The sequence below is a fragment of the Moorena bouillonii PNG genome (genome assembly GCF_001942495.1).
In the GTDB taxonomy this organism is placed as follows: domain Bacteria; phylum Cyanobacteriota; class Cyanobacteriia; order Cyanobacteriales; family Coleofasciculaceae; genus Moorena; species Moorena bouillonii.
In genome coordinates this window covers 374,885-396,242 of record NZ_MKZS01000001.1, presented here as the reverse complement: position 1 = coordinate 396,242, position 21,358 = coordinate 374,885, and the positions used below count along the sequence as shown (strand labels likewise).

Genomic DNA, 21,358 nt, shown 5'->3' with positions numbered 1-21,358 from the left:
TATTTCCGTTATGATAAATTAAATAGTAAGGAGCCATATAATATGGCACAAAAGAGATAGTTATGGCTCATATAACCGACAGAAGTTGATTTAACGGGAGGAGTCATGGAGCCAAAGATTGGGATAAAAGATCAGGGATTATCAAAGCCCCTAAGTCGTTGGGTGATTGTACTGGCTGGTGTTGGGATTCTGGCAACTGTGGTCGCTAGCCGATACAGTTTGGAAATGGTCCGTGAGCGCCCACCAGAAGCAGTGCCATCCCCCCCCAGTACAACCACAGCTATCCGAGCTGTAACTGCTCTAGGACGTCTCGAACCTGAGGGGGAAGTTATTCAATTAGCTGCTCCAACGACTTTTCAAGCACCAAGGGTAGCTCAGTTGCTGGTTAAGGAAGGAGATAAAGTAGGTGCCAATCAATTGATTGCCATCATGGAAAATCGCGATCGCTTACAAGCGGATTTAGAACGAGCCAAAGCGGAGGTTAAAGTAAGCCGTGCGAACTTGGAGAAAGTCAAAGCCGGTGCTAAAAGTGGCACCATTGCTGCTCAGGAGGCTAAGATTAAACGACTAGAGGCAGAGTATCGGGGGCAGAAGGAGGCGCTACAAACTCGCATTGACCGTTTACAGACTCAGCTGCAAGAAACACAACAAGAGAAAGATGCCACAGTCAGGCGATTAGAGGCTCAGTTAAGGAATGTGCAAGCAGATTTTCAGCGCTATGAGCAGTTAGAACGAGACGGTGCGATCGCAATTTCCGAATTAGACAGCCGCCGCCTAAGCGTAGAAACCGCCCAAGAGAGCGTCAGTGAAGCCATAGCCAACCGCACCCAAACTATAAGCACCCTCAGGGAACAACTCAAAGAAGCTATTGTCAACCGCAACCAGACCCTAGCTGTGGTAGAAGCACAGATTAACGAAGCCAAAGCTACCCTCGAAGAGATAAAAGAAGTACGTCTAGTAGATATTAGACAGGCTGAAGCGGAGCTAGAAATGGCTATGGCACAAGTCAAGCAAGCCGAAGCAGAATTAAAATTTGCTTACGTCCATTCTCCACTAGATAGTCAAATTTTGAAAATTAACACTTATCCAGGAGAAACCATCGATCCAGAAAAGGGAATTGTGGAACTAGGGCAAACTGACCAAATGATGGTTGTTGCTGAAGTCTACGAAAGTGATATTGGTAAAGTCAAGCTAGGGCAGAAAGTAACTATTATTAGTGAAAGCAAGGCATTTGAAGGTAAACTCAATGGCACTGTAGTTAGAATTGGGCAACAAATTGACAAACAGGATGTTCTTGACACTGATCCAGCTGCTGACGTAGATGCCAGAGTTGTCGAAGTAGATATTCGTCTCAATCCAGAAGACAGCAAGACGGTTACTGATTTAACTAACTCTCAAGTCATCGTAAAAATAGTTACTACTTATTAGTCAATCGCTATCGCTCCAATTAAAAATTATCAATTCAAAATTAAAAACTAACCTATAAATTAATTCGTGGGCTTGTATCCGGTGGAAACACTTACAAAGTATAAGGCTATTCATTTTTTATTTTTAATTTTGAATTCAAAAATGGTCATTAACTAGTAACTATTAATAATGAAAATACCTTTAGCATGGTTACAATTGACCCATGAAAAAATGCGTTTGCTGGTGGCACTGGCAGGAATTGCTTTTGCCGATATTTTAATGTTTATGCAAATGGGTTTTCGGGATGCCCTGTTTGAAAGTAATGTGACACTACATAATAGCTTACAGGGTGACATTTTTTTGATTAGTCCCCAGTCCCAAGCAACAATCGCTATGAAAAGTTTTCCTAGTCGCAGGTTGTATCAAAGTATTGCATTTGATGGGGTCAAATCGATTCGTGGGATATATATGGACTATGCCCTCTGGAAAAATCCTCAAACCAGTGAAAGTCGTAATGTACTTGTGATTGGGTTTAATCCTACTGACAACGTCTTCAATTTATCTGGAGTAACCAGCAATCTGGATACAATTAAAATGCCCGATGTAGTTTTGTTCGATGACAGCTCCAGACCTGAATATGGTCCTATTGCGGAAGAGTTTAATCAGGGCAAAGAGATAACCACTGAAGTCAAACAACGTCGCATTCGAGTAGGGGGCTTATTCACCCTAGGGGCTTCCTTTGCAGCAGATGGAAATGTGATCACCAGTGATTTAAACTTTTTCCGCCTTTTCCCTGACCGCCATAGAGGACTGATTGATATCGGTTTGATTGAATTAGAACCAGGGTTAGATTTGGAGATAGTTGTAGAGAAGATGAGGCGCGAACTTTCCAAGGATGTTCTAGTTTTATCCAAGGAAGAGTTTGTTAATTGGGAGAAAGCTTACTGGCAAAGCAGTACAGCTATTGGCTTTATTTTTACCCTGGGTAGCGCTATGGGATTTATCGTCGGTACAGTGATTGTTTATCAAATTCTATATACTGATGTCGCGGATCATTTGCCTGAGTATGCTACCCTTAAAGCCATGGGTTATAAAACCAGTTACCTATTGATTGTCGTTTTTCAAGAAGCTATAATTCTGGCAATTTTAGGTTATTTTCCCGGATATGGACTAGCCTTAGGGTTGTATAGTTTAACTAAAAATGCTACCAGTTTACCCATAGCTATGAGTCTAGCTAGGGCAGTAACAGTGTTGATTCTGACGATTATCATGTGTTGTATTTCCGGTGCGATCGCGATCGGGAAACTCCAAGCAGCCGATCCCGCTGATATTTTTTAAATGTAAGCTATCAGCTATCAGCTATCAGCTTATGTGCTACGCACACGCTACGCGAACAGCTTTTGAATAAAAGAGGTAAGCATTCGAATAATGCTGAGTTAAGTTCCAGCGTCGTTCGCACAGCGTGGCCATTCGCGTAGCGTGGCCAAAGGCCAAGGCCAAAGCCTGTGCCACGCTGTTAGCGTACCGTGGCCAATGGCCAAGGGATTTTCCCCAAAATTTCAATTCGATAAAATCTCGAACTATTAAATTCTCCCATTCGAGGTTTATTTTAAGTATTAGGCTGACAACTGACAGCTGACGGCTGAATGCTTACCCTAAAACTATAATCAATAACCAATAACTAGGTAGGAACGAAAACTGTCATGGTGGACGAAGCAGTTGTATGCATTAAGCATCTTAACCATTACTTTGGTAAGGGTTTTCTACGGAAACAGGTTTTGTTTGATATTGACCTAGACATCCACCAAGGAGAAATTGTGTTGATGACTGGTCCTTCTGGATCGGGTAAGACGACATTACTAACCCTAATCGGAGGATTGCGATCGCCTCAATCTGGTAGTCTCAAAATCCTAGGAGAACAACTGCTGGGAGCCAATAAAAGTCGCTTGATAGCAGTGCGGCGTCATATTGGCTATATTTTCCAGGCTCATAACTTACTCAAGAGTTTAACAGCTCGCCAAAATGTGCAAATGTCAGCAGAACTACACCCAGAACTTTCTGTTAAAGATGCTATTAGTAAATCAGTAGCTATATTGGAAGCAGTGGGGTTAGGTCAGTGGGTGAATTACTACCCAGATAAACTTTCTGGAGGACAAAAACAACGAGTCGCGATCGCTCGTGCTTTAGTGGGTAATCCCAAGATACTCTTAGCAGATGAACCAACAGCAGCACTAGACAGTAAATCCGGTCGTGAAGTGGTGGATTTAATGCAGCAGTTAGCTAAAGAACAGGGATGTACGATTTTACTGGTTACTCACGACAATCGAATTCTGGATATTGCTGACCGGATTGTTAATATGGAAGATGGGCGTCTTAATGGTATCAAAGCAGTTAATTAAGCTGTTCAGTATTTAGATTGGGATATCTAAATTACTCAAAAGAAACAGGGAACAGGGAACAGGGAACAGGTAATAACCAATTTAAATTAACATCAGCTTAAAAGAAACAGCTGACAAATATAAAATATAAAATTGTTAATGGAAAATCTAAACTAGAAATTAACAATTTTATAATGACTAAATTTAATTAATTGTTAATTTACTACTATAGCAATCCGTGTAGTAATTGTGATAATTTTTATTCCCTCTTCCCTACTCCCTACTCCCTACTCCCTACTCCCTTTGCTATATTAGCTGGACTGACTTTAGCACGATGCAGCAACTTATCACCAATGCGGTAGCCAGTGTAACGTACCCTAACCCGATCACCTGGTTGAGCAGTGCCTGACATGAGTTGGTGTTGTTGTGGATCATAAGGGAGTTCGTCCCCCACAGATGCGATCGCTTCCACACCCCATTTTTCTAGCAACTGTTCCACTGGCTTTACCAGAGGCAATAATCTCACAGCTGGTAACTGCTCATTCTGTTGTGCCGCATAAGCAGCAGTGGGCCATTGGACTAGCCAGGATTCTAGCACTTGTAAACTAGATTGCTGAAACTCCTGCATTAAAGTTTCGCGCTGCTGTTCCAACTGCTGTTCCAGACGCTGGTACTCCTGCTTTAATGTTGAGTCTTCCTCCTGTGACGTAGAAACAGAATCTGGCAAAAACATAACCAGTAACTGATTCACCGACACCTGCAACGCTTCAGCAAGTTTCAGCAGCGTTTTTAGCTGCATCTGCGACACCTGACCTTTCCGCAAACGCCTCACTTGCAACTCCGAAACATCAGCCCTGAGACTGAGTTGCCTAAAACTAGGAATACCCACTTTTGCCATAAGTTGTCGCAACTGTTCACTGTAATTGGGATAGGAAGACTCGGTCATTTCCAGGCTGACTTATCAAGGATAAAGGATGACAGGAGAAGATGTATAAATCTGATCAACTCCAGTAGAGTAATTATCATATCCCTTATTGTGATTATTGGTAAGTGCGATCAGCTAATCGCTGATCGCCAACTGCTGAATGCTTACCAAATTAGATATTGGCTCAAAGTGCATTTACCCAGAAATCAGCGGTTACAATCTCACCATTACGCTTAAATTGACCCCACACTTTATATGTGCCTTTTTCAGGAAATTGGGTAGCAAAACGTATCGGTTCAGTAGTTTTACCTGGAAGTGCGTGAGCATGAATATAATCAGATGCTGTTATAGATTCTGATTTTTTAACAATTACTAAATGACCAGCTTCTCCCAAATAAGGTTGTAAATCAGTCACCGGATTATTATTAGCAGCATTCTTTAAGTTAAAGCTAATCATCACTTCCTCATTAGCCTGAACTTTTGGTTTATCAAAACTCAGCTCAACCTTAGTATTACCAAATACTTTTACATTCTTGATTTCTATATCACTTAGAGATGAAATAGTTCCTGGTGCTTTTACTTTTACTACAGAAACTCGCTCTGGGTTTCCAGTTGGTTTGTAATCGCTAAAAAGAGTATAATTACCAGGTTTAGGAAAATTAGCTTCAACTTCAAAGCGTCCATTCCCTTTGTAATCAGGATGAATATGATCGTAAAAATCAAGATCATCACTGACTACAATTAAATGCATTAATTTTTCTTGAAAAACATCAAAATCAGGAACAGCATTTCCCTCAGAGTCTTGAATATCAATTACCAAATTATTTGGTTTATCTAAATTAATTGTTGAGGGAGTCGTTAGTATAGCTTTAGTATTTACAGATGGTTTATTTACGTGACCATGGCTACCATGGTGATGACCATGCTCATTGTGATTATGGTGACCATGGTGTTTATCTCCCTCAACAGATGCATCTCCAGATTGCCCTAGTGTTGAACAACTTTGAGCCAGCAATAAAGTAGAACTAACTAGTAATGCGCTAACCAAACGATTCATGATGTCTTTACCCACAAAAGTTATTCAATATTTATTGTTTAAAGGAAAAGCGACCGTTGATTTTTTTACCGTTAATGTCAGTTTGAATGACCACCTTATATTCCCCAGTAGCTTTCCCTGGTAAAAAAGCAGCGTAATGTTTACCAGCCTTATCATAGCTAAAATCTAGATTCTTTTGCTCACCATTTGGTAACTGGATTTGAGCCTTTACTTTGGCATTAGATACACTTTTGTGTTCCTCACCCTGTTGTAGGAAAAAGTCTAAGTGAATTCCCTGTTTTTCTACGATAGGTAACAACTCTAAATGATAAGAACCAGATTCAATCACTTGACCACCTTGGGAGTGATTGTGATCATGGGGAGAGGAATCAACCTTCTCAGTTTTGGTGACAGTTTCTGAAGAGGTAGTTTGAGTAGTATCTTTCGTACTATTGCCGCAGGAGGCTATAAATATCAATCCCACACTAGAGAGAACAATTAAACTTGACTGCAACCATGAACCCATAGTTTTACTCCTTTCAAACTAATTTAGTTTATAGCGTTTATTGCATCTATGAGGTACACTTATAAACCTCAAAGTCCCCCTTTTTAAGGGGGATTTAGGGGGATCCCTTTGTACCTGATGGGAAAGAGAATTGCTAGATAACCAGTAAAACAGTTGACACTGACTAAGCTGATAGCTGATAGCTGATGGCTGATAGCTTACCTATTGACCCACCACTGAACCACCTTTAAATGATGAATTTAAGTCTTCAGGTGAAATCTCTGGAGTGATTGGTTTAGATCTGAAAAAGCGACCAAACTGAGCATACAAAGCTGGTAATACCAATAAGGTTAAAGCTGTAGACGTAAACAATCCTCCCAGCACAACTATTGCCAATGGCTGTAAAATTTCTTTCCCTGCCCCCGTGCCAATTACGAGAGGAAGCATCCCTAAAGCTGAAGTCAATGCCGTCATTAAAATTGCCACTAACCGTTCCGTTGAACCGTTAATAATAACTTGATTTAAAGGCATTCCCTGAGCCAATTTATTGTTGTAATTATCTACCAGAAGTAAACCATTGCGGGTAGCAACACCAAAGAGAGTGATAAACCCTACCATGGAAGCAACAGAGAGAATACCACCACCGAGGGCAACGGAAAAAATTCCCCCAGTTAATGCTAGAGGCAGATTGAGCATAATCATTACTGTTGCTGAAATTGACTTGACAGCAAAGTACATTAAAACAGCAATCACAATCAGTGCCAGAGTACCGAATACTAGTAAATTTTGAGATGCTCGTTGTTCTGATTCAAACTGTCCTCCATATTGGATAAAGTAACCGGAAGGTAATTGTACTTTCTCCTTGACTTTGGCTTGAATCTCTTCAACTACACTACCTAAATCTCGATCAGCAACGTTAGCTGAGACCACAATCAGACGAGAAACATTTTCGCGGTTGATGGTGTTGGGTCCCTTACCATAACTAATCTGAGCAACTTGGGCAAGAGGAATCTTAGTACCCGTGGGAGTGTCAACTAGCAGGTTGCTAATGGTATTAAGATTATTGCGGTATTCGGCTTTCAACCATACTACTAAATCAAATAACTGTTGCTCTTCCAGTACTTGCGAGACAACTCTACCATTGAGAGCAGTTTCAACAATTTCTGAAAGCTGACCAACACTAAGACCATAACGAGCAGCAGCAGCGCGGTCAAACGTAATTTGCACCTGTTTGATCGGAATTTGGGGTTCAAGAATTAGATCCACCACACCAGGAATATCTTGCATCCCATCTCGAACTTGAGCACCAATAGTTCGTAATTCGGAGAGTTCCGGACCAAAAATTTTGACTGCGATCGCACTCCTGACTCCTGAGAGGACTTCATCCATGCGGTGGGAAATAAAACCACCAATACTAGGGGCTACCCCCGGTAACTTGGCAAATTCCTCACGGAGTTTTTCAATCGTTGCTTTTCGGTCTTTCATCCCCTCCTCTGAAATTTCCACATCCAAATGACCGAGAGTAACACTACCAGCATCAGCATCACCCGGAGCACGCCCTGAACGTAATTGCACTGACTCAAACCGGGGGTCATCTTGAAGAGCTAGTTGCATGGCTGAGCCAACCCGATTCGTCATGTCCAGAGAGACACCGGGATAAAGAGTGAAAGCATTCACAAGCGATCGCTCCTGAAATTCTGGTAAGAAGACTCGTCCTAGAGAGGTAAAAATAATTAGAGAAGCCACAAACCCTGCTACTGCTGTTAGCAAAACTAGACTGGGAGCATGAATAGAAAACCGAATTAATGGCTGATATAGTTTTTTGGAAAACCGCGCTACCCAAGTTTCTTCTTCTGGTAACTGTACAGTAGCAAGCAAGAAAGCACACAAAGCTGGACTCAGGGTCAGGGCTACAAATGTAGAGGCAAAAATTGACACTAGATAGGCTACTCCCATTGGTGCAAAGATACGACCTTCAACACCAGTAAGGGTAAAAATTGGTGCAAAGACTACAGCGATAATTACTGTAGAAAACAGCACACTAACTCGCACTTCCACGGAAGTGTTATAAACCACCTGTAAAGGGTTGATAGGATTTCCTGCTTGCTGATTTTTCCGTAATCCTCGGTAGCAATTTTCCATGTCCACAATCGAGTCATCCACCACTGACCCAATCGCTACAGCTAATCCTCCCAGAGTCATGGTATTAATTCCCAAACCAAAGAGATTGAGTAGCATCATCCCAATCAGCAAAGACAGAGGAATGGCGCTGAGGGTAATAATGGCAGTGCGCCAGTTCATCAAGAACAGAAACAGAATAATAGAAACAATGATGATGCCATCGCGTAGGGCATTCCTGACATTTTTAATTGAGGAATCAATAAAATCGGACTGGCGGAACGTAACAGTAACCTTGACATTCTCCGGCAAACCCCCTTTAATTTCCTCCATTGCTGCTTCTACAGCTTTAGTAACAGTAGGAGTATCAACCAGGGGCTGTTTGTTAACTAGCACCACAATCGCTTTTTTCCCATCCAAGCTACCATCACCCCGCTTCAAGGCAGCACCAATGCGGACATCAGCGAGATCAGAAAGCAGCACTGGTGTGCCATTACGTGCTACTACCACCGATTGTTCTAAATCCTCGATTGACTCAACTCGTCCAATGCCTCGAATTAATAGTTCCTTGTCTGGGCCAATCAGAAAGCCACCCGCCGCATTAGTATTTGCTGCTGCTGCTGCTTCGGTAACTTCTGCTAAGGAAACATCAAAAGCGGTTAACTTGGCAGGGTCAACCAGTACCTGATACTGACGCACATCTCCCCCATAGGCAATTACCTGAGTTACCCCCGCTACTGCCAATAATTGGTTGGTAATATCTCGGTCAACCAATCGACGCACAGCCATTAGGTCAATTTTAGAGGGGACATCTCCGGTCTCTACATCTTCGTCAATGGTAAAAGCGTAAGAAAGAATGGTTCCAATGGGCGAGGAAAGGGGAGAAATTTGTGGTGATTCTACTCCTTCCGGTAATCTGGCAGCAGCTTGTTGTAACCGTTCAGTTACTAACTGGCGAGCTTGATAGATATTAGTATCCCATTTGAAGATAACTTTTACTACGGAAATGCCTACTCCCGAAGACGAGCGTACTGTAGTCAATCCAGGAATACCATTGATCGCGCTTTCGACAGGCAAAGTGACTAGAGATTCCACTTCTTCTGGAGCCAATCCCGGTGCTTCCGTTTGAATTTCAACTTGGGGAGGAGCAAAATTCGGAAATACATCTAAGGGCATTTGGGAAACAATGCGAAATCCCCAAACTGTGACGATGATAGCGCCAATTACAATTAGCCAGCGTCGAGCAATAGACCACTTCAGGATCGAGTTAAGCATGTTGGTCTTACCTATAGCCTTGCTGATTATTGCTTGTTTACGAAACGATTAGGAATCGCCGAATCTAAATAGCCATCCCCATTGCTCTGACCATTTCCTTTTACACCAGCAGTGGCATGATAGCTATTATTGGTCAGTTCATCTGAAATTTCTATAGGTGCTGGTCTTGATTGTGAAGCAGTGCGCTGTCCCAGCATAAAAGCACCAGCTGTAATTACCCCTCCTACAGGCAAAACCCACCACCAGGGTAGGCTAGAAACATTAACGTTAGTCGATTTTGCCTCATGATTATGTTCTTCTTGCTCATGTTCATGGTGATCAGCTTTAGAGCCACCCCTTAAGGATTGGGCGTACAACATCACCCCCCCTTCAGCCACAATCTGGTCACCTTCAAATAAACCATTTTTGACTTCCACCAAATCCCCAAAAGTTGAACCGAGAGTAAGTTCTACAGGTTCATAGAAGTTCTGACCATTTTCTACATAAACCAGTTGCTTAGCATTAGCATCCACCAAAGCATCTTGAGGAATCGCTAAAGTAGCTACACTGGTTTTATCAGTCAAAATCTTTAATTGAGCAAACATTCCTGGTTTTAGTTGCCCTCCAGGATTATCCAACCTTACCCTAACTGGCACTACTCGTGTCTGACCTGCCACTATCGGGTCGATTTGGGTAACTTGACCTGTAAAAGTCTGATTAGGCAGACTAGAAACTTCTAATCTGACCTTTTGACCTATTTTTACCTTGTATAAGTCTTTTTCATAAATATTAGCAGTTGCCCAGACTTGATTATTGTTAACAATCGTCATCAGTTGCCCACCTGCGTCTTCAAAGGATTCACCCAAGGTTACTTGCCACTGCGCTACTCTACCGGAAATTGGAGTAAGCACCGTTACCTTTCCTTGCTCATTAGCAGAATTACTAAGTTGTTGCAGTCGGGTTTTGTAGGTAGTATCGCTCAGTTTAACCCGAGATTTGGCAGCCTTAACCGCTGTTTGAGCCCGTTTTAGTTCTGCTTCTGCTTCCAGAACGTCCCGACGGCTAAATGCTCTTTTCAGTAAGGTTTTAGCCTCTGCTAGCTTAGTTTTCGACTCTAGCATCTGACGTCGAGCCAGAGCACCTTCGATTGCTAATGCTAGGTCTTTATCGTACTCTTCTTGGGCTACTGCTAGCTGAGTTTCAGCTTCATCGATTTCAGCAGCAGCAATTTGACGCTGACGTTCTAAATTTTCCCTAGCTAGTTCGAGATTTGCCTCAGCTTCTCCCAATGTTGCCTTAGCTTCAGTCAGTCTGTCGAGAGACTCAACCCGCAATTCAATTAACTCCAAGCTAGAGATGACAGCAACCGCTTGACCTTTTTTGACCCTCTGACCTGGTTTGACCAAAAGTTTAGCAACTGTACCGGGAATCGGTGCTGTTACTTGCGCCTGTTGGTTGGGCTGGGTTTCAATTTGCCCGGTGGTTTTAATACCAATATCCAAAAACTGCCTAGAGACGGATTGGAGTTTAATCCCAATTTGACTAGCGGTTGTCGCATCTACCTTAATTCCTTCCGGATTGCTCGTGGCTTCGGTTCCGCTTTGGAACTCATTACCATGCCCGGCATGGGCGAAAACAGCAACTGGTGCGATCGCTATCAGCAGCAAAAAGGTAAACGTTGAAGCCAGGATTGTTTCTGTCTTGTGCATAATGGATCAGTGCTTTTTATGCTCAGCAGAGGGTGCAAGTAGTCACCATAGCCTCCACCCAGACACCTAAGATGTCAGGATGGTCATTTGCTGTCGTCTTGATTCAGTATCACAAGCAAATATGAAATCAGGATGAAATGTTAGGTATTGATGAAATTATTTTTGTTAGGACTTTGGTAAGCCTTCAGCTTCTGAGAGTAGGAAATTGGGCGTTGCTGAATTAAGGAATGAATGCGCGATCACCTGGTTTTGTTAAAGCCCCCTAAATCCCCCAAATTTGGGGGACTTTGATAGTTTTGTTCCCCCCAGAATTGGGGGGCTAGGGGGGCGAAACCATACCCAAAATCAGCAACGCCGGAAATTGATTTTTTGATATTTGTTAATGGCTGTCACAATTTCATTTTGATTACATATATTTATATCAATCTATGTTTTATAATTAGGATTGACATACATTAGCTATAGCTTCGTGCAGCTTTAAGCCAATTTATCCTCTGGAAAGTTACACCCTGCCCCGCTTTCTTTCCCGCATATCGCTACTATAGACAAAGTATCCAGCGGGAAAAGACAGATGAGAGTACTGCTAGTTGAAGATGAGCCAGACTTGGGTGCTGCAATTAAGCGAGCGTTAAATATAGAAAAGTACGTGGTGGACTTGGTTGTTAACGGCACTGACGCTTGGGGTTATTTAAACAACCACGAAACCCAATATACCCTAGCTATCTTCGACTGGTTGCTGCCAGGGCTATCGGGACTAGAGTTACTGCGTCAGTTACGCTATCGTAATAATCCCTTACCTATTTTGATGCTAACGGCAAAAGACCGCTTGGAAGATAGAGTGATGGGTTTGGATACGGGAGCCGATGACTATTTAGTGAAACCGTTCCGAATGGCAGAGTTGCTAGCAAGAGTTAGAGCCTTGCACCGGCGAACACCCCTACTCCAGCCCCAACAACTCCAGGTGGGTGAGCTTATTTTAGACTATGGTAACCGAACGGTTCATCGTCTTGCTGCTAACGGTGAGAAACTCGACATTCCACTCACGAATAAAGAATTCCAGCTCTTAGAGTATTTCATGAAGCATCCGAATCAGGTGATGACCACCAACCAAATTCGCAATCAACTTTGGGAAGTGAATGCAGAACCGATTAGTAACGTAGTGGCAGCTCAAATGCGCCTGCTACGTCGAAAACTTGAATCAATCAACTCCAGCATTCCGATTGAAACTGTGCATGGTTTGGGGTATCGTCTCAATTTGAAAAAATAATGAATCAGAATAGGCTATTTAACCAGACTCGTGGGAAATTAGCACTTTCCTATGCCATCGTCATGGGGTTTATTTTGAGCCTGTTGGGATTTGGTGTTTACAGAGGGATCGTTCATACCCATTTAGTCACTTCAGACCGGGAGTTAAAATCCGTTGCGGGGACACTCCATGATAGTCTCGAATGGAAACTCAAGGAACCTGGACAGGTAGAGCCGATAATTGGGGAACTTTTACCGAATCTGTGTATCGTTGGAGTTAACTGTGCTAAACCACTGGTGAGTTCCCAGCGCCACATCCTCAGTGCTCTTAGCCAAGGTCACTACTACATCCGGCTATTTGATACCTCAGGACGTTTAATTGCCATTGCAGGCACTTACCCAGAGGGATTACCCCACGTGTTTAATCAAGCACCTTGGCAAACCATTTCCGATGGTAAGGGCAACTCTTATCATCAAATTTCTCTATCGCTACATACTCAAGATCAGCGGGATTGGGGGTATTTGCAGGTGGGGCACTCTCTCCAATACCTCAACGACTACCTCAATACGGTAAAATTAATCTTGGCATTAGGGCTGCCAATGGCAATGATCTTAGTCGGCAGCGGGAGTTGGTGGTTAGCAGGGTTGGCAATGGAACCTATTTACCAATCCTATAGACAGATTCAACAGTTTACCGCTGATGCTGCCCACGAGCTACGGACACCGATAGCTGCGACACTGGCAACGGTTGAATCGGGGCTTTTGATGCCTAGCTTGGATCAACTTGAAGCACGAAACATTCTGGAAATTGTTGAACGTCAAAATCAGCGGCTGAGTCAGTTAGTTGCGGATTTGTTGTTGTTGTCTCGCTTAGATAGACAACCGGCATCTGTGGGTAACCAGACATGCTGTCTCAATGACCTGGTTAGCGATTTAGTTGAGGAATTAGCAGCCTTGGCAATCGCTGCCGAGATTACGTTGACATCTTCGGTGCGAGTGCAAACTCCTCTGGAGGTTGTGGGTCATTCTGAGCAGCTTTATCGCTTAGTTTCTAATTTAATTATTAATGGTATCCAATACACCCCTGTGGGTGGTAAAGTAACTGTTATTTTAGACAAGAGCGACCAACAGGCGGTGATCCAGGTAGAAGATACGGGGATTGGTATTGCCCCAGAAGACCAAGGGCGAATTTTTGATCGCTTTTATCGGGTAAATTGCGATCGCTCTCGTCACACAGGAGGTTCCGGATTAGGGCTGGCAATTGCTTATGCGATCGCTCAAGCCCACCACGGTAGCTTACAAGTATACAGCGAACGAGGTGTTGGTAGTAGATTTACTCTTCGATTACCCAAGGCAGTTACTTCGTTTGATCAGGAACACTTTAGGGCTCCAATTGTTTTTCAGTCCAATTCCTAAGTATTGACCGCTTCACCTAAAGGATAAAGTATGAAAGAGAAAGGAACAAAGATAAATAGTTAGGGATGAATACATATAGAGCAAAACATACCAGTTGTTGAACAACCGATAAATTGAACTATTTCATCCTTCATATTGGGAGCATGTCAATTTTGTTAATCCCTGATTCAGATCCCCCGTTTCCCTTAAAAAAGGGAGACTTTTGAATCTAATTCCCCCCTTTTTTAAGGGGGGCTAGGGGGGATCTATGTACATAATTACAAGCTTATTTTAAAATACTGCGCAGCATCCAAGCCGTTTTCTCATGTATGCTCATCCGTTCGGTCAACAGGTCAGCTGTGGACTCATCGTTAGCACGTTCAGCCGCTGGGAAAACAGACCGTGCAGTTCTTACCACTGCCTCATTCGCTTCCACTAGCAAGCGCACCATTTCCTCAGCCTCCGGAACATCGCTGGTTTCTGGAATGGAGGATAATTGCGCATACTGACTGTAGCTACCAGGAGCAGGATAGCCTAGGGTACGAATCCGCTCTGCTACCGCATCCACTGCTAAAGCCAACTCATTGTACTGTTGCTCAAACATCAGGTGTAGGGAGTTGAACATTGGTCCGGTAACATTCCAGTGGAACGCATGGGTCTTCAGGTATAGGGTATAAGTGTCCGCTAGCAGACGAGACAGTCCCTCAGCAATCTCTTTGCGGTCTTGTTCATCTATCTTCGGCGTGGAGACTCCCGTTAAGCGCGAAGCTTAACGGTGAGCAGGATTCGCCGCCCTGCTCGCTTTGTATGACTTCACAATAAGTGGTGTATAATGTGAGTATGATTCAACGTGCCTATCGCTATCGCTTTTACCCAACGACCGAGCAAGAAACTCTCTTGCGACGGACACTGGGTTGTACTCGGTTGGTTTACAACATGGCTTTAGCTGCTAGGACTCAAGCTTGGTATGAGAATCAAGAACGAGTTGGGTATGCACAAACATCCTCAATGCTAACAAGTTGGAAAAAGCAAGAAGAGCTTAGTTTCCTTAATGAGGTTAGCTGTGTACCGCTTCAACAAGGCTTGAGGAACCTTCAAAAAGCATTTGCGAATTTCTGGGCAGGACGTGCTAAATATCCCAATTTCAAAAAGAAACATAATGGCGGTAGTGCTGAATTTACTAAGTCTGCTTTCCGTTGGAAGAATGGGCAAGTATTTTTAGCTAAATGCTCTGAGCACTTGCCAATCCGATGGAGTAGACAAATACCTGAAAATTGCACTCCTTCTACTATTACTGTCAAGTTGGATGCTAGAGGACGTTGGTATGTATCTCTTCTGGTAGATGACCATACTATTAAGCCTTTTCCAAAAACTGATAAGTCTATCGGTTTGGATGTGGGAATAAATAGCTTGATCGCTACTAGTGACGGAGAAAAGATTACTAATCCCAAGCACTTTAAGCGGTTACACAAGAAATTAAGACGTGTTCAAAAAGTCCTGTCTCGCAAGAAGAAAGGTTCTAACAACAGACAAAAAGCTAGACTAAAAGTAGCTAAAGTACATGCACACATAACTGATACCCGTAAAGACTTTTTGCATAAGCTGACTACTCAACTGGTACGCGAAAACCAAACGATTGTCGTTGAGGATTTAGCTATAAAAAACATGGTTAAGAACCATAAACTTGCCCTTGCTATTAGCGACGCTAGTTGGGGGGAATTAACTAGACAACTGGATTACAAATGCCAGTGGTATGGTCGAGACTTAATTAAGATTGACCGATGGTTTCCTAGTTCTAAAAGATGTGGAAACTGTGGGCATATCGTTGATAAAATGCCGTTGGATATTAGGGAGTGGAAGTGTCCTGAATGTGGGATTATCCATGACCGTGATATCAACGCGAGTCAGAATATTTTGGCGGCAGGACTTGCCGTGTCAGTCTGTGGAGCGAACATAAGACCTGACAACCATAAGGTTGAAGGGCAGTTGCGAAAATCCCGTTCGCGTAGCGGAGGCCGTAGGCCACGCTACGCGAACGGCTTTGCCGAAACGGGAAGGAAACAGAAACCTAAATCGTGAGGTTTGGGAATCCCCCACTATAATAGCGGTAGCTTAGTGGCGGGAGGATGTCAACAATACCAATATTGACAGGTAGAACGGTTTCCATAGTTAAAGGTTCCTAGCAAAAACTAGTGGTGACCGTAAGCTTTAAACACCTTAACTTTAAGCAATTAGGGTTTACTTGGGAATTCACCCAAGGTATGAACCTATTTTTGTCCCAAAATTGCTAATTTTCACGCTAAATGCCGTTTTAAGACCGACCGAGGAGCGCGACGCACGCGGCACTTAATGGTTTTTTTTCCTAAACGCTGGTGTGCTTCGTAACGGTGGCAACCGGAAAAACCATAGTATTGCCCATCTACTTCTAACACATCAATGGGTTCGAGCAAACCCTCTTTGGCAATTGATTCCATTAGCGCCGCCACCTTGTTTGGATCATTTTGTCGTGGTAGAGGACGGCGGATTTGCTCTAGGGGAATTTCTTTGATATCTACCATAGTGCTAGTAATTTTTCAATTTAGTTTTGATGGTAATAGTGTTAGGGATTAGGGGTTAGGGCTTGGGTTAAGGGTTTTAGTACCTAATGTAAGTGTGCCTAATCTAAGCATTGCTAATCCCTAATACCAGGATTCCCGTAGGGACGAGGTTCGGGTAGAATAGGAAAAATTAACCAAGGGCTCATGAATCAAGCCACTTTTAATCCTAATGAGATTACTGTGCCCAATGGCTGCTTCTTTGGCTTGCCCTATTCGGTTGAAGAGGCATCAATCGTGTTTCTGCCTGTTCCTTGGGACGTGACCACATCTTACCGAGAGGGCGCAGCAAACGGTCCCCAAGGGATAATACAAGCTTCCGTACAGTTAGATTGGTACGACTTTGATGTACCCCAAGCTTGGCAAACAAGTTGTGGAACTATACCGATTAACTCAGCTATCCAAGACCAAAATAGTGCCATGAGGTTGATAGCTAAAGAGATTATTCAGTATTTAGAAGCTGGTGGCAATGTGGATGATAATGCGATCGCAAAACAGTTAGCCATCGTTAATCAAGCCTGTGCTGCTCTCAACAACTCGGTTTACACTCAGGCACTGGAACTGCTGGAACAAGGCAAGCTGGTTGCCATTGTTGGTGGCGATCACAGTGTTCCTTTTGGGTTAATGAAAGCCCTAACACAGCAACACCAGGAATACGGCATTTTACAAATTGATGCCCATGCCGATCTCCGGCAAGCCTATGAAGGGTTTACTTACTCCCATGCCTCGATCATGTACAATGCCCTGAGCCTACCTCAGATTAATCGTTTAGTTCAGGTTGGCATCCGAGATGTTTGTGAAGAGGAAATGTCTTGGGCTCATAGCGATCGCCGGATTGTAGTGTTTGATGACTGGCAGCTCAAAGCTAACACTTACGAAGGTATAACCTGGGCAGCCCAGTGCCAGGAAATTATTGCTAATTTACCTAATAAAGTTTATATTAGCTTTGACATTGACGGATTGAATCCCACCTATTGTCCCCATACAGGTACTCCTGTGCCAGGAGGATTGGAATTTAACGAGGCAATTTATTTACTGCGATCGCTAGTCAAAGCTGGAAAAACTATTATTGGTTTTGATCTGTGCGAAGTTGCTCCCGGAGACTCTGGAGATGAGTGGGATGGCAATGTTGGGGCTAGAATTTTGTACAAGCTTGCCTGTTTAACTAGGTATACAACTAATTGCTAAAAAAACCAGTATCACTAAATTTTTATCTAACTGCTTTAGCTTGGGTAGCCAAATGTGCCTCTTGCAACTGCTCCAGTAAAGCTTTTCGTTGGTCATAGAGGCGTTTTAGAGGACGAGGCGCTACCTTAGCTAGGCAGTAAGCTGTCAGTAGGGGCATAGCAATGGTCGAGTCGCAATAAACCACTACCGTTTCTGATAACTTTTGTGGGTCAAGCTTGCACCAAGAGACCGCCTCCGATGGGGTTGCTCCTGACAAACCCCCTGTGTCTGGACGGGCATCAGTTACCTGAAGATAGTAATCATGCCCCTTCTCATCAATACCCAAGACTTCTTGAAGATACGGTTCCGTCTGCAACATGAAATTTTTCGGCGAGCCACCTCCCAAGATCCAAATCCCACTGGCTCCCCCATTGTTTTTAGCTGCCAGCACAATTGCTGCGGTTTCATTCACATCCAAGGACACATCAATGACTGGTCCGGTGCCCTGCAACCCTAGCGCTGCTAAATTCATCCCAATCGAACTATCTCCAGGACTGGAGGTATAGATCGGGACTCCTAACCGATAAGCTGCCGCCAGCAGGGATTGGTTTTCCAGTCCCAATGTCTGCTCCCGTGCAGCAATGTACTTACCGCAGAGGTAGTGAAACTCTGCCGTTCCCATTCGACCATTAAACTCAGGCTGTTCAATGATCTGGCGAAAGAACTTATCCGTTGATAGCAGCACGTCATAATCGAAGAAAATGTCATAGATCCGGACAACTCCTTCTTTCTGCAATACCACATCACTAATATCGTGCCGCCCTTGATGAAGTTCCAATCCGATACCAAAATGAGTGTCGTGGTAGAGATTGGCTCCTGTAGATACTATCCAATCGACAAACCCTGCCTCCATCAATGGGATCACTGCCGCCATTCCTAAGCCTGCAGGGGTTAATGCTCCTGTCAAACTTAAACCCACCGTTACGTTTGGCTGCAACATCCGCTCTACCAATAATTGGCAGCCTTCTCGTAACCGACCGGAATTGTAGGCTAGAAACGTCTGGTCGATCAACTCTGTGATTGGGATTCCTGCCGTAATCGGACTCGGAGCGATTTTACGCCCTTGCAAAAAGCGATTTTCTTTGGTGGGCATGTTAGTTAAATCACTCGGTAAAACTTGCACTTAACGACGGTTCTAACTTAAGGATAAACATTCTGTACTGTCAAGGTTAATGGTTCGTACTTCATGGCACAGATTACCTTAGGGCTTTTCTGTGCCATCAATCATATATCCATCGCTTTGGCTGTAGCGAGTACAATGAAATCCTTTCCTTAAGCAGGACTTACCCAAAACTGAGCACCAAAGCTGAGCACCAAACCCTAGAATTTTTAGCTTTCGCTAGAATTCGAGTTACTGGGTAAATCCTGAGCTTAGCAACTCAAATAGCTATAACTCCTCAAACTACGCTCATAATTTTGCAGCAGCCGTTGAGATTCTGCCAAAGTAATTCGGTTCTCTTGCAACGCCTGTTCTGTGAGGCGGCGCATACCTTCCACCAAATCTTCAGCATCATACTGCACATAACCCAAAACTTCCGTAATTGTATCTCCCTTAAGCACGTGTTCAATTTCATACCCTCTGGGGCTTAATTTGATGTGAACTGCATTACTATCACCAAAAAGATTGTGTAAATTCCCCATAATCTCTTGGTAGGCACCGACTAGGAAGAAACCCAAATAGTAGGGTTCTTTGGATTTGGGATTTGGGATTTGGGATTTGGAATTGGAAATTCTCTCTGGCTCCTCGGCTTTGCGCAAAGGATGTAGTTCCAGCAACGATTTAACATCCCGCAGGTCAATAAATTGGTCAATCTTACCATCACTATCGCAGGTAAGGTCAGCCAGGATACCCCTTTGAGTTGGTTCTTCATCCAGCCGATGGATGGGCATAATCGGAAATAGCTGGTTAATTGCCCAGCAATCTGGCACTGATTGGAAGACTGATAGGTTGACATAGTAAATTGATGCCATGATCGTTTCCAGGTCTGCTAGATCATCGGGAACATAGTCTTGTGTCCTGATAATTTCCTGAATCTTCTGACAGCACGCCCAATAAAGCTGCTCGGCTTTAGCCCGCTGAGTAATGCTCAGATACCCTAAACTAAACAGGCTTTTTGCTTCTTGGTTAAGCTCGATGGCATCATGATAAGCTTCCTGGTAATTCTCAAGGTCGATAGTACAGTAAGTTTCCCAAAGATTTCGGATAATTAGATGGTCTTGTTCCGTTGCCAGTGGAGGGGATTGAGCTTCGACATCACTGGTACTCAAAACATCAAAGATCAGGACTGATTGGTGGGATGCGATCGCACGACCACTTTCACTAATCAGTGTTGGTGCTGGAATTTGATGTTCCTCACAAGCTTCCTTCACCGCAGCCACAATGTCATTAGCATAGTTCTGCATGTTGTAGTTTTTGGAGGCATGGAAGTTGGTTTTGGAGCCATCGTAATCCACTGCCAAGCCACCTCCTACATCTAGATACTGCATATTCACCCCTAATCCCTTGAGCTCAGCATAAATTTGGCTGGCTTCGCGAATAGCATCTTTAATTACGCTAATGGCAGAGATTTGAGAGCCGATGTGGAAGTGCAACAGCTGCAATGACTCAAGCATTCCAGCCTCCCGTAGCTGGTCAATGGCTTGGAGTATTTCTGGAATTTTCAGACCAAATTTAGCTCTATCTCCTACAGAGTTTCCCCAACGACCCATGCTTTGTGTACTCAGTTTGGCTCGCACCCCCAGCACTGGTGTGATGCCTCCTAACGAAGCCGCCACCTCAATGATTAGCTGCACTTCCTCTAGCTGTTCTAGGACAATTATCGGATTATGTCCCAATCGCCTAGCTAAAACGGCAGTTTCAAGATATTCCCGGTCTTTGTAGCCGTTACAAATAATTAGGGAATCCGGCGTGAGCAATGTTGCTAGAGCAATCATCAATTCAGGTTTAGAACCGACTTCTAAACCAAATTGATAAGGTTGACCAAAATACACGACATCCTCTACCACATGTCGATGCTGGTTGCATTTAACCGGAAAGACTCCTTGGTAACGACCAGGGTATTTGTAGCGAGTAATGGCTTGGGCAAAACAGGCGTTTAATTGCGCTATTTGGTCTGCCAAGATATCTGAAAAATGGATTAATAATGGTAGTCCCAAGTTGCGCTGCTTAAGGGATTCTACCAGTTCCAACAAATCCAACGAGCCGCCCCCATTGCCTTTAGGGGACACCATGATATGACCAGCAGTGTTAATGGCAAAGTAGGGTTCTCCCCAGCCTTGGATCTGATAAAGCTCCTCACTTTTCTCAATTGTCCAAGATTTAGAGGTCTTCTGATCTTGGTTATGGTTAGGGATTTGAGAACGGGATGAGTTGATCAACTTAACACCATAATCTGTAGGATTTTGAGTCGAGATCCCTGTAGTAGTCTCAGTAGTAGTCTCAGGGGTTAAATATTCTTGAAACTGGGATTTACGCTGTAGTGTCACCAATAACCTCCTTAAAGACATTGGTCGAACTGACTAGCCATGCTAAAATGCCGTCAGCGTGTTTTTTAACTAATCGTGA

General features: G+C 43.6%; 16 protein-coding genes. 7 read left to right on the top strand and 9 right to left on the bottom strand.

Translation table 11 applies throughout. The features are described 5' to 3' along the window. Positions 1-105 precede the first annotated feature (105 nt). From BJP37_RS01685 to BJP37_RS01675, 3 genes are all read left to right on the top strand, one after another. Positions 106-1,428, top strand: coding sequence for an ABC exporter membrane fusion protein (locus tag BJP37_RS01685; RefSeq protein WP_075895979.1), 1,323 nt, complete (start codon positions 106-108; stop codon positions 1,426-1,428). Positions 1,429-1,596: 168 nt separating this feature from the next. Continuing rightward, the gene (devC, locus tag BJP37_RS01680; RefSeq protein WP_075895977.1) at positions 1,597-2,745 is read left to right on the top strand and encodes an ABC transporter permease DevC; all 1,149 of its coding nucleotides are present in this window, start codon (positions 1,597-1,599) and stop codon (positions 2,743-2,745) included. A gap of 365 nt (positions 2,746-3,110) precedes the next feature. Continuing rightward, entirely contained in the window at positions 3,111-3,806 is a 696-nt protein-coding gene (locus BJP37_RS01675) for a DevA family ABC transporter ATP-binding protein (protein ID WP_075895975.1), read from the top strand. Positions 3,807-4,065: 259 nt separating this feature from the next. Here BJP37_RS01675 and grpE read toward each other — a convergent pair whose 3' ends face one another. From grpE to BJP37_RS01650, 5 genes are all read right to left on the bottom strand, one after another. Beyond that, positions 4,066-4,731: a nucleotide exchange factor GrpE gene (grpE, locus tag BJP37_RS01670; protein WP_075895973.1), complete on the bottom strand. Its 666-nt coding sequence runs from the start codon at positions 4,729-4,731 to the stop codon at positions 4,066-4,068. A gap of 163 nt (positions 4,732-4,894) precedes the next feature. Continuing rightward, a complete protein-coding gene (locus BJP37_RS01665; RefSeq protein WP_229415156.1) occupies positions 4,895-5,782 on the bottom strand; it encodes a DUF8832 domain-containing protein in 888 nt (295 codons plus the stop codon). A 16-nt stretch (positions 5,783-5,798) separates the two neighbouring features. Continuing rightward, positions 5,799-6,272 carry a hypothetical protein gene (locus BJP37_RS01660; RefSeq protein ID WP_075895969.1) on the bottom strand — a complete coding sequence of 158 codons (474 nt, stop codon included), beginning with the start codon at positions 6,270-6,272 and terminating at the stop codon, positions 5,799-5,801. Positions 6,273-6,473: 201 nt separating this feature from the next. Further along, entirely contained in the window at positions 6,474-9,644 is a 3,171-nt protein-coding gene (locus BJP37_RS01655) for an efflux RND transporter permease subunit (protein ID WP_075895967.1), read from the bottom strand. Positions 9,645-9,670: 26 nt separating this feature from the next. Further along, positions 9,671-11,332, bottom strand: a complete 1,662-nt coding sequence (locus tag BJP37_RS01650) for an efflux RND transporter periplasmic adaptor subunit (protein ID WP_075895965.1) — start codon at positions 11,330-11,332, stop codon at positions 9,671-9,673. A gap of 571 nt (positions 11,333-11,903) precedes the next feature. On the opposite strand from BJP37_RS01650, the gene rppA reads away from it, so the two are divergent. Further along, positions 11,904-12,599: a two-component system response regulator RppA gene (rppA, locus tag BJP37_RS01645; protein ID WP_075895963.1), complete on the top strand. Its 696-nt coding sequence runs from the start codon at positions 11,904-11,906 to the stop codon at positions 12,597-12,599. Then, on the top strand, positions 12,599-13,993 hold the full coding sequence (rppB, locus tag BJP37_RS01640; RefSeq protein ID WP_075895961.1) for a two-component system sensor histidine kinase RppB: 1,395 nt from the start codon (positions 12,599-12,601) through the stop codon (positions 13,991-13,993). Before rppA ends, rppB begins: the two co-directional genes overlap by 1 nt. Before the next feature lie 265 nt (positions 13,994-14,258). Here the strand turns inward: rppB and BJP37_RS01635 are convergent, their stop codons facing one another. Then, positions 14,259-14,708 (bottom strand): Dps family protein, encoded by a 450-nt coding sequence (locus BJP37_RS01635; protein WP_075895959.1) that lies wholly within the window; start codon positions 14,706-14,708, stop codon positions 14,259-14,261. Between the two features lie 107 nt (positions 14,709-14,815). Between BJP37_RS01635 and BJP37_RS01630 the strand changes: the two genes are divergently transcribed. Further along, positions 14,816-16,051, top strand: a complete 1,236-nt coding sequence (locus BJP37_RS01630; protein WP_081431435.1) for an RNA-guided endonuclease InsQ/TnpB family protein — start codon at positions 14,816-14,818, stop codon at positions 16,049-16,051. A gap of 215 nt (positions 16,052-16,266) precedes the next feature. On the opposite strand, the gene BJP37_RS01625 is transcribed toward BJP37_RS01630, so the two are convergent. Beyond that, a complete protein-coding gene (locus BJP37_RS01625; protein WP_075895955.1) occupies positions 16,267-16,530 on the bottom strand; it encodes a ParB N-terminal domain-containing protein in 264 nt (87 codons plus the stop codon). Between the two features lie 183 nt (positions 16,531-16,713). Between BJP37_RS01625 and BJP37_RS01620 the strand changes: the two genes are divergently transcribed. Further along, positions 16,714-17,754: an agmatinase family protein gene (locus BJP37_RS01620; RefSeq protein ID WP_075895953.1), complete on the top strand. Its 1,041-nt coding sequence runs from the start codon at positions 16,714-16,716 to the stop codon at positions 17,752-17,754. 22 nt (positions 17,755-17,776) lie between these two features. Here BJP37_RS01620 and BJP37_RS01615 read toward each other — a convergent pair whose 3' ends face one another. Next, the gene (locus BJP37_RS01615; protein WP_075895951.1) at positions 17,777-18,886 is read right to left on the bottom strand and encodes a homospermidine biosynthesis protein; all 1,110 of its coding nucleotides are present in this window, start codon (positions 18,884-18,886) and stop codon (positions 17,777-17,779) included. A 278-nt stretch (positions 18,887-19,164) separates the two neighbouring features. Then, positions 19,165-21,300, bottom strand: coding sequence for a biosynthetic arginine decarboxylase (gene speA, locus BJP37_RS01610; protein ID WP_143727419.1), 2,136 nt, complete (start codon positions 21,298-21,300; stop codon positions 19,165-19,167). Between the last annotated feature and the right edge of the window lie 58 nt (positions 21,301-21,358).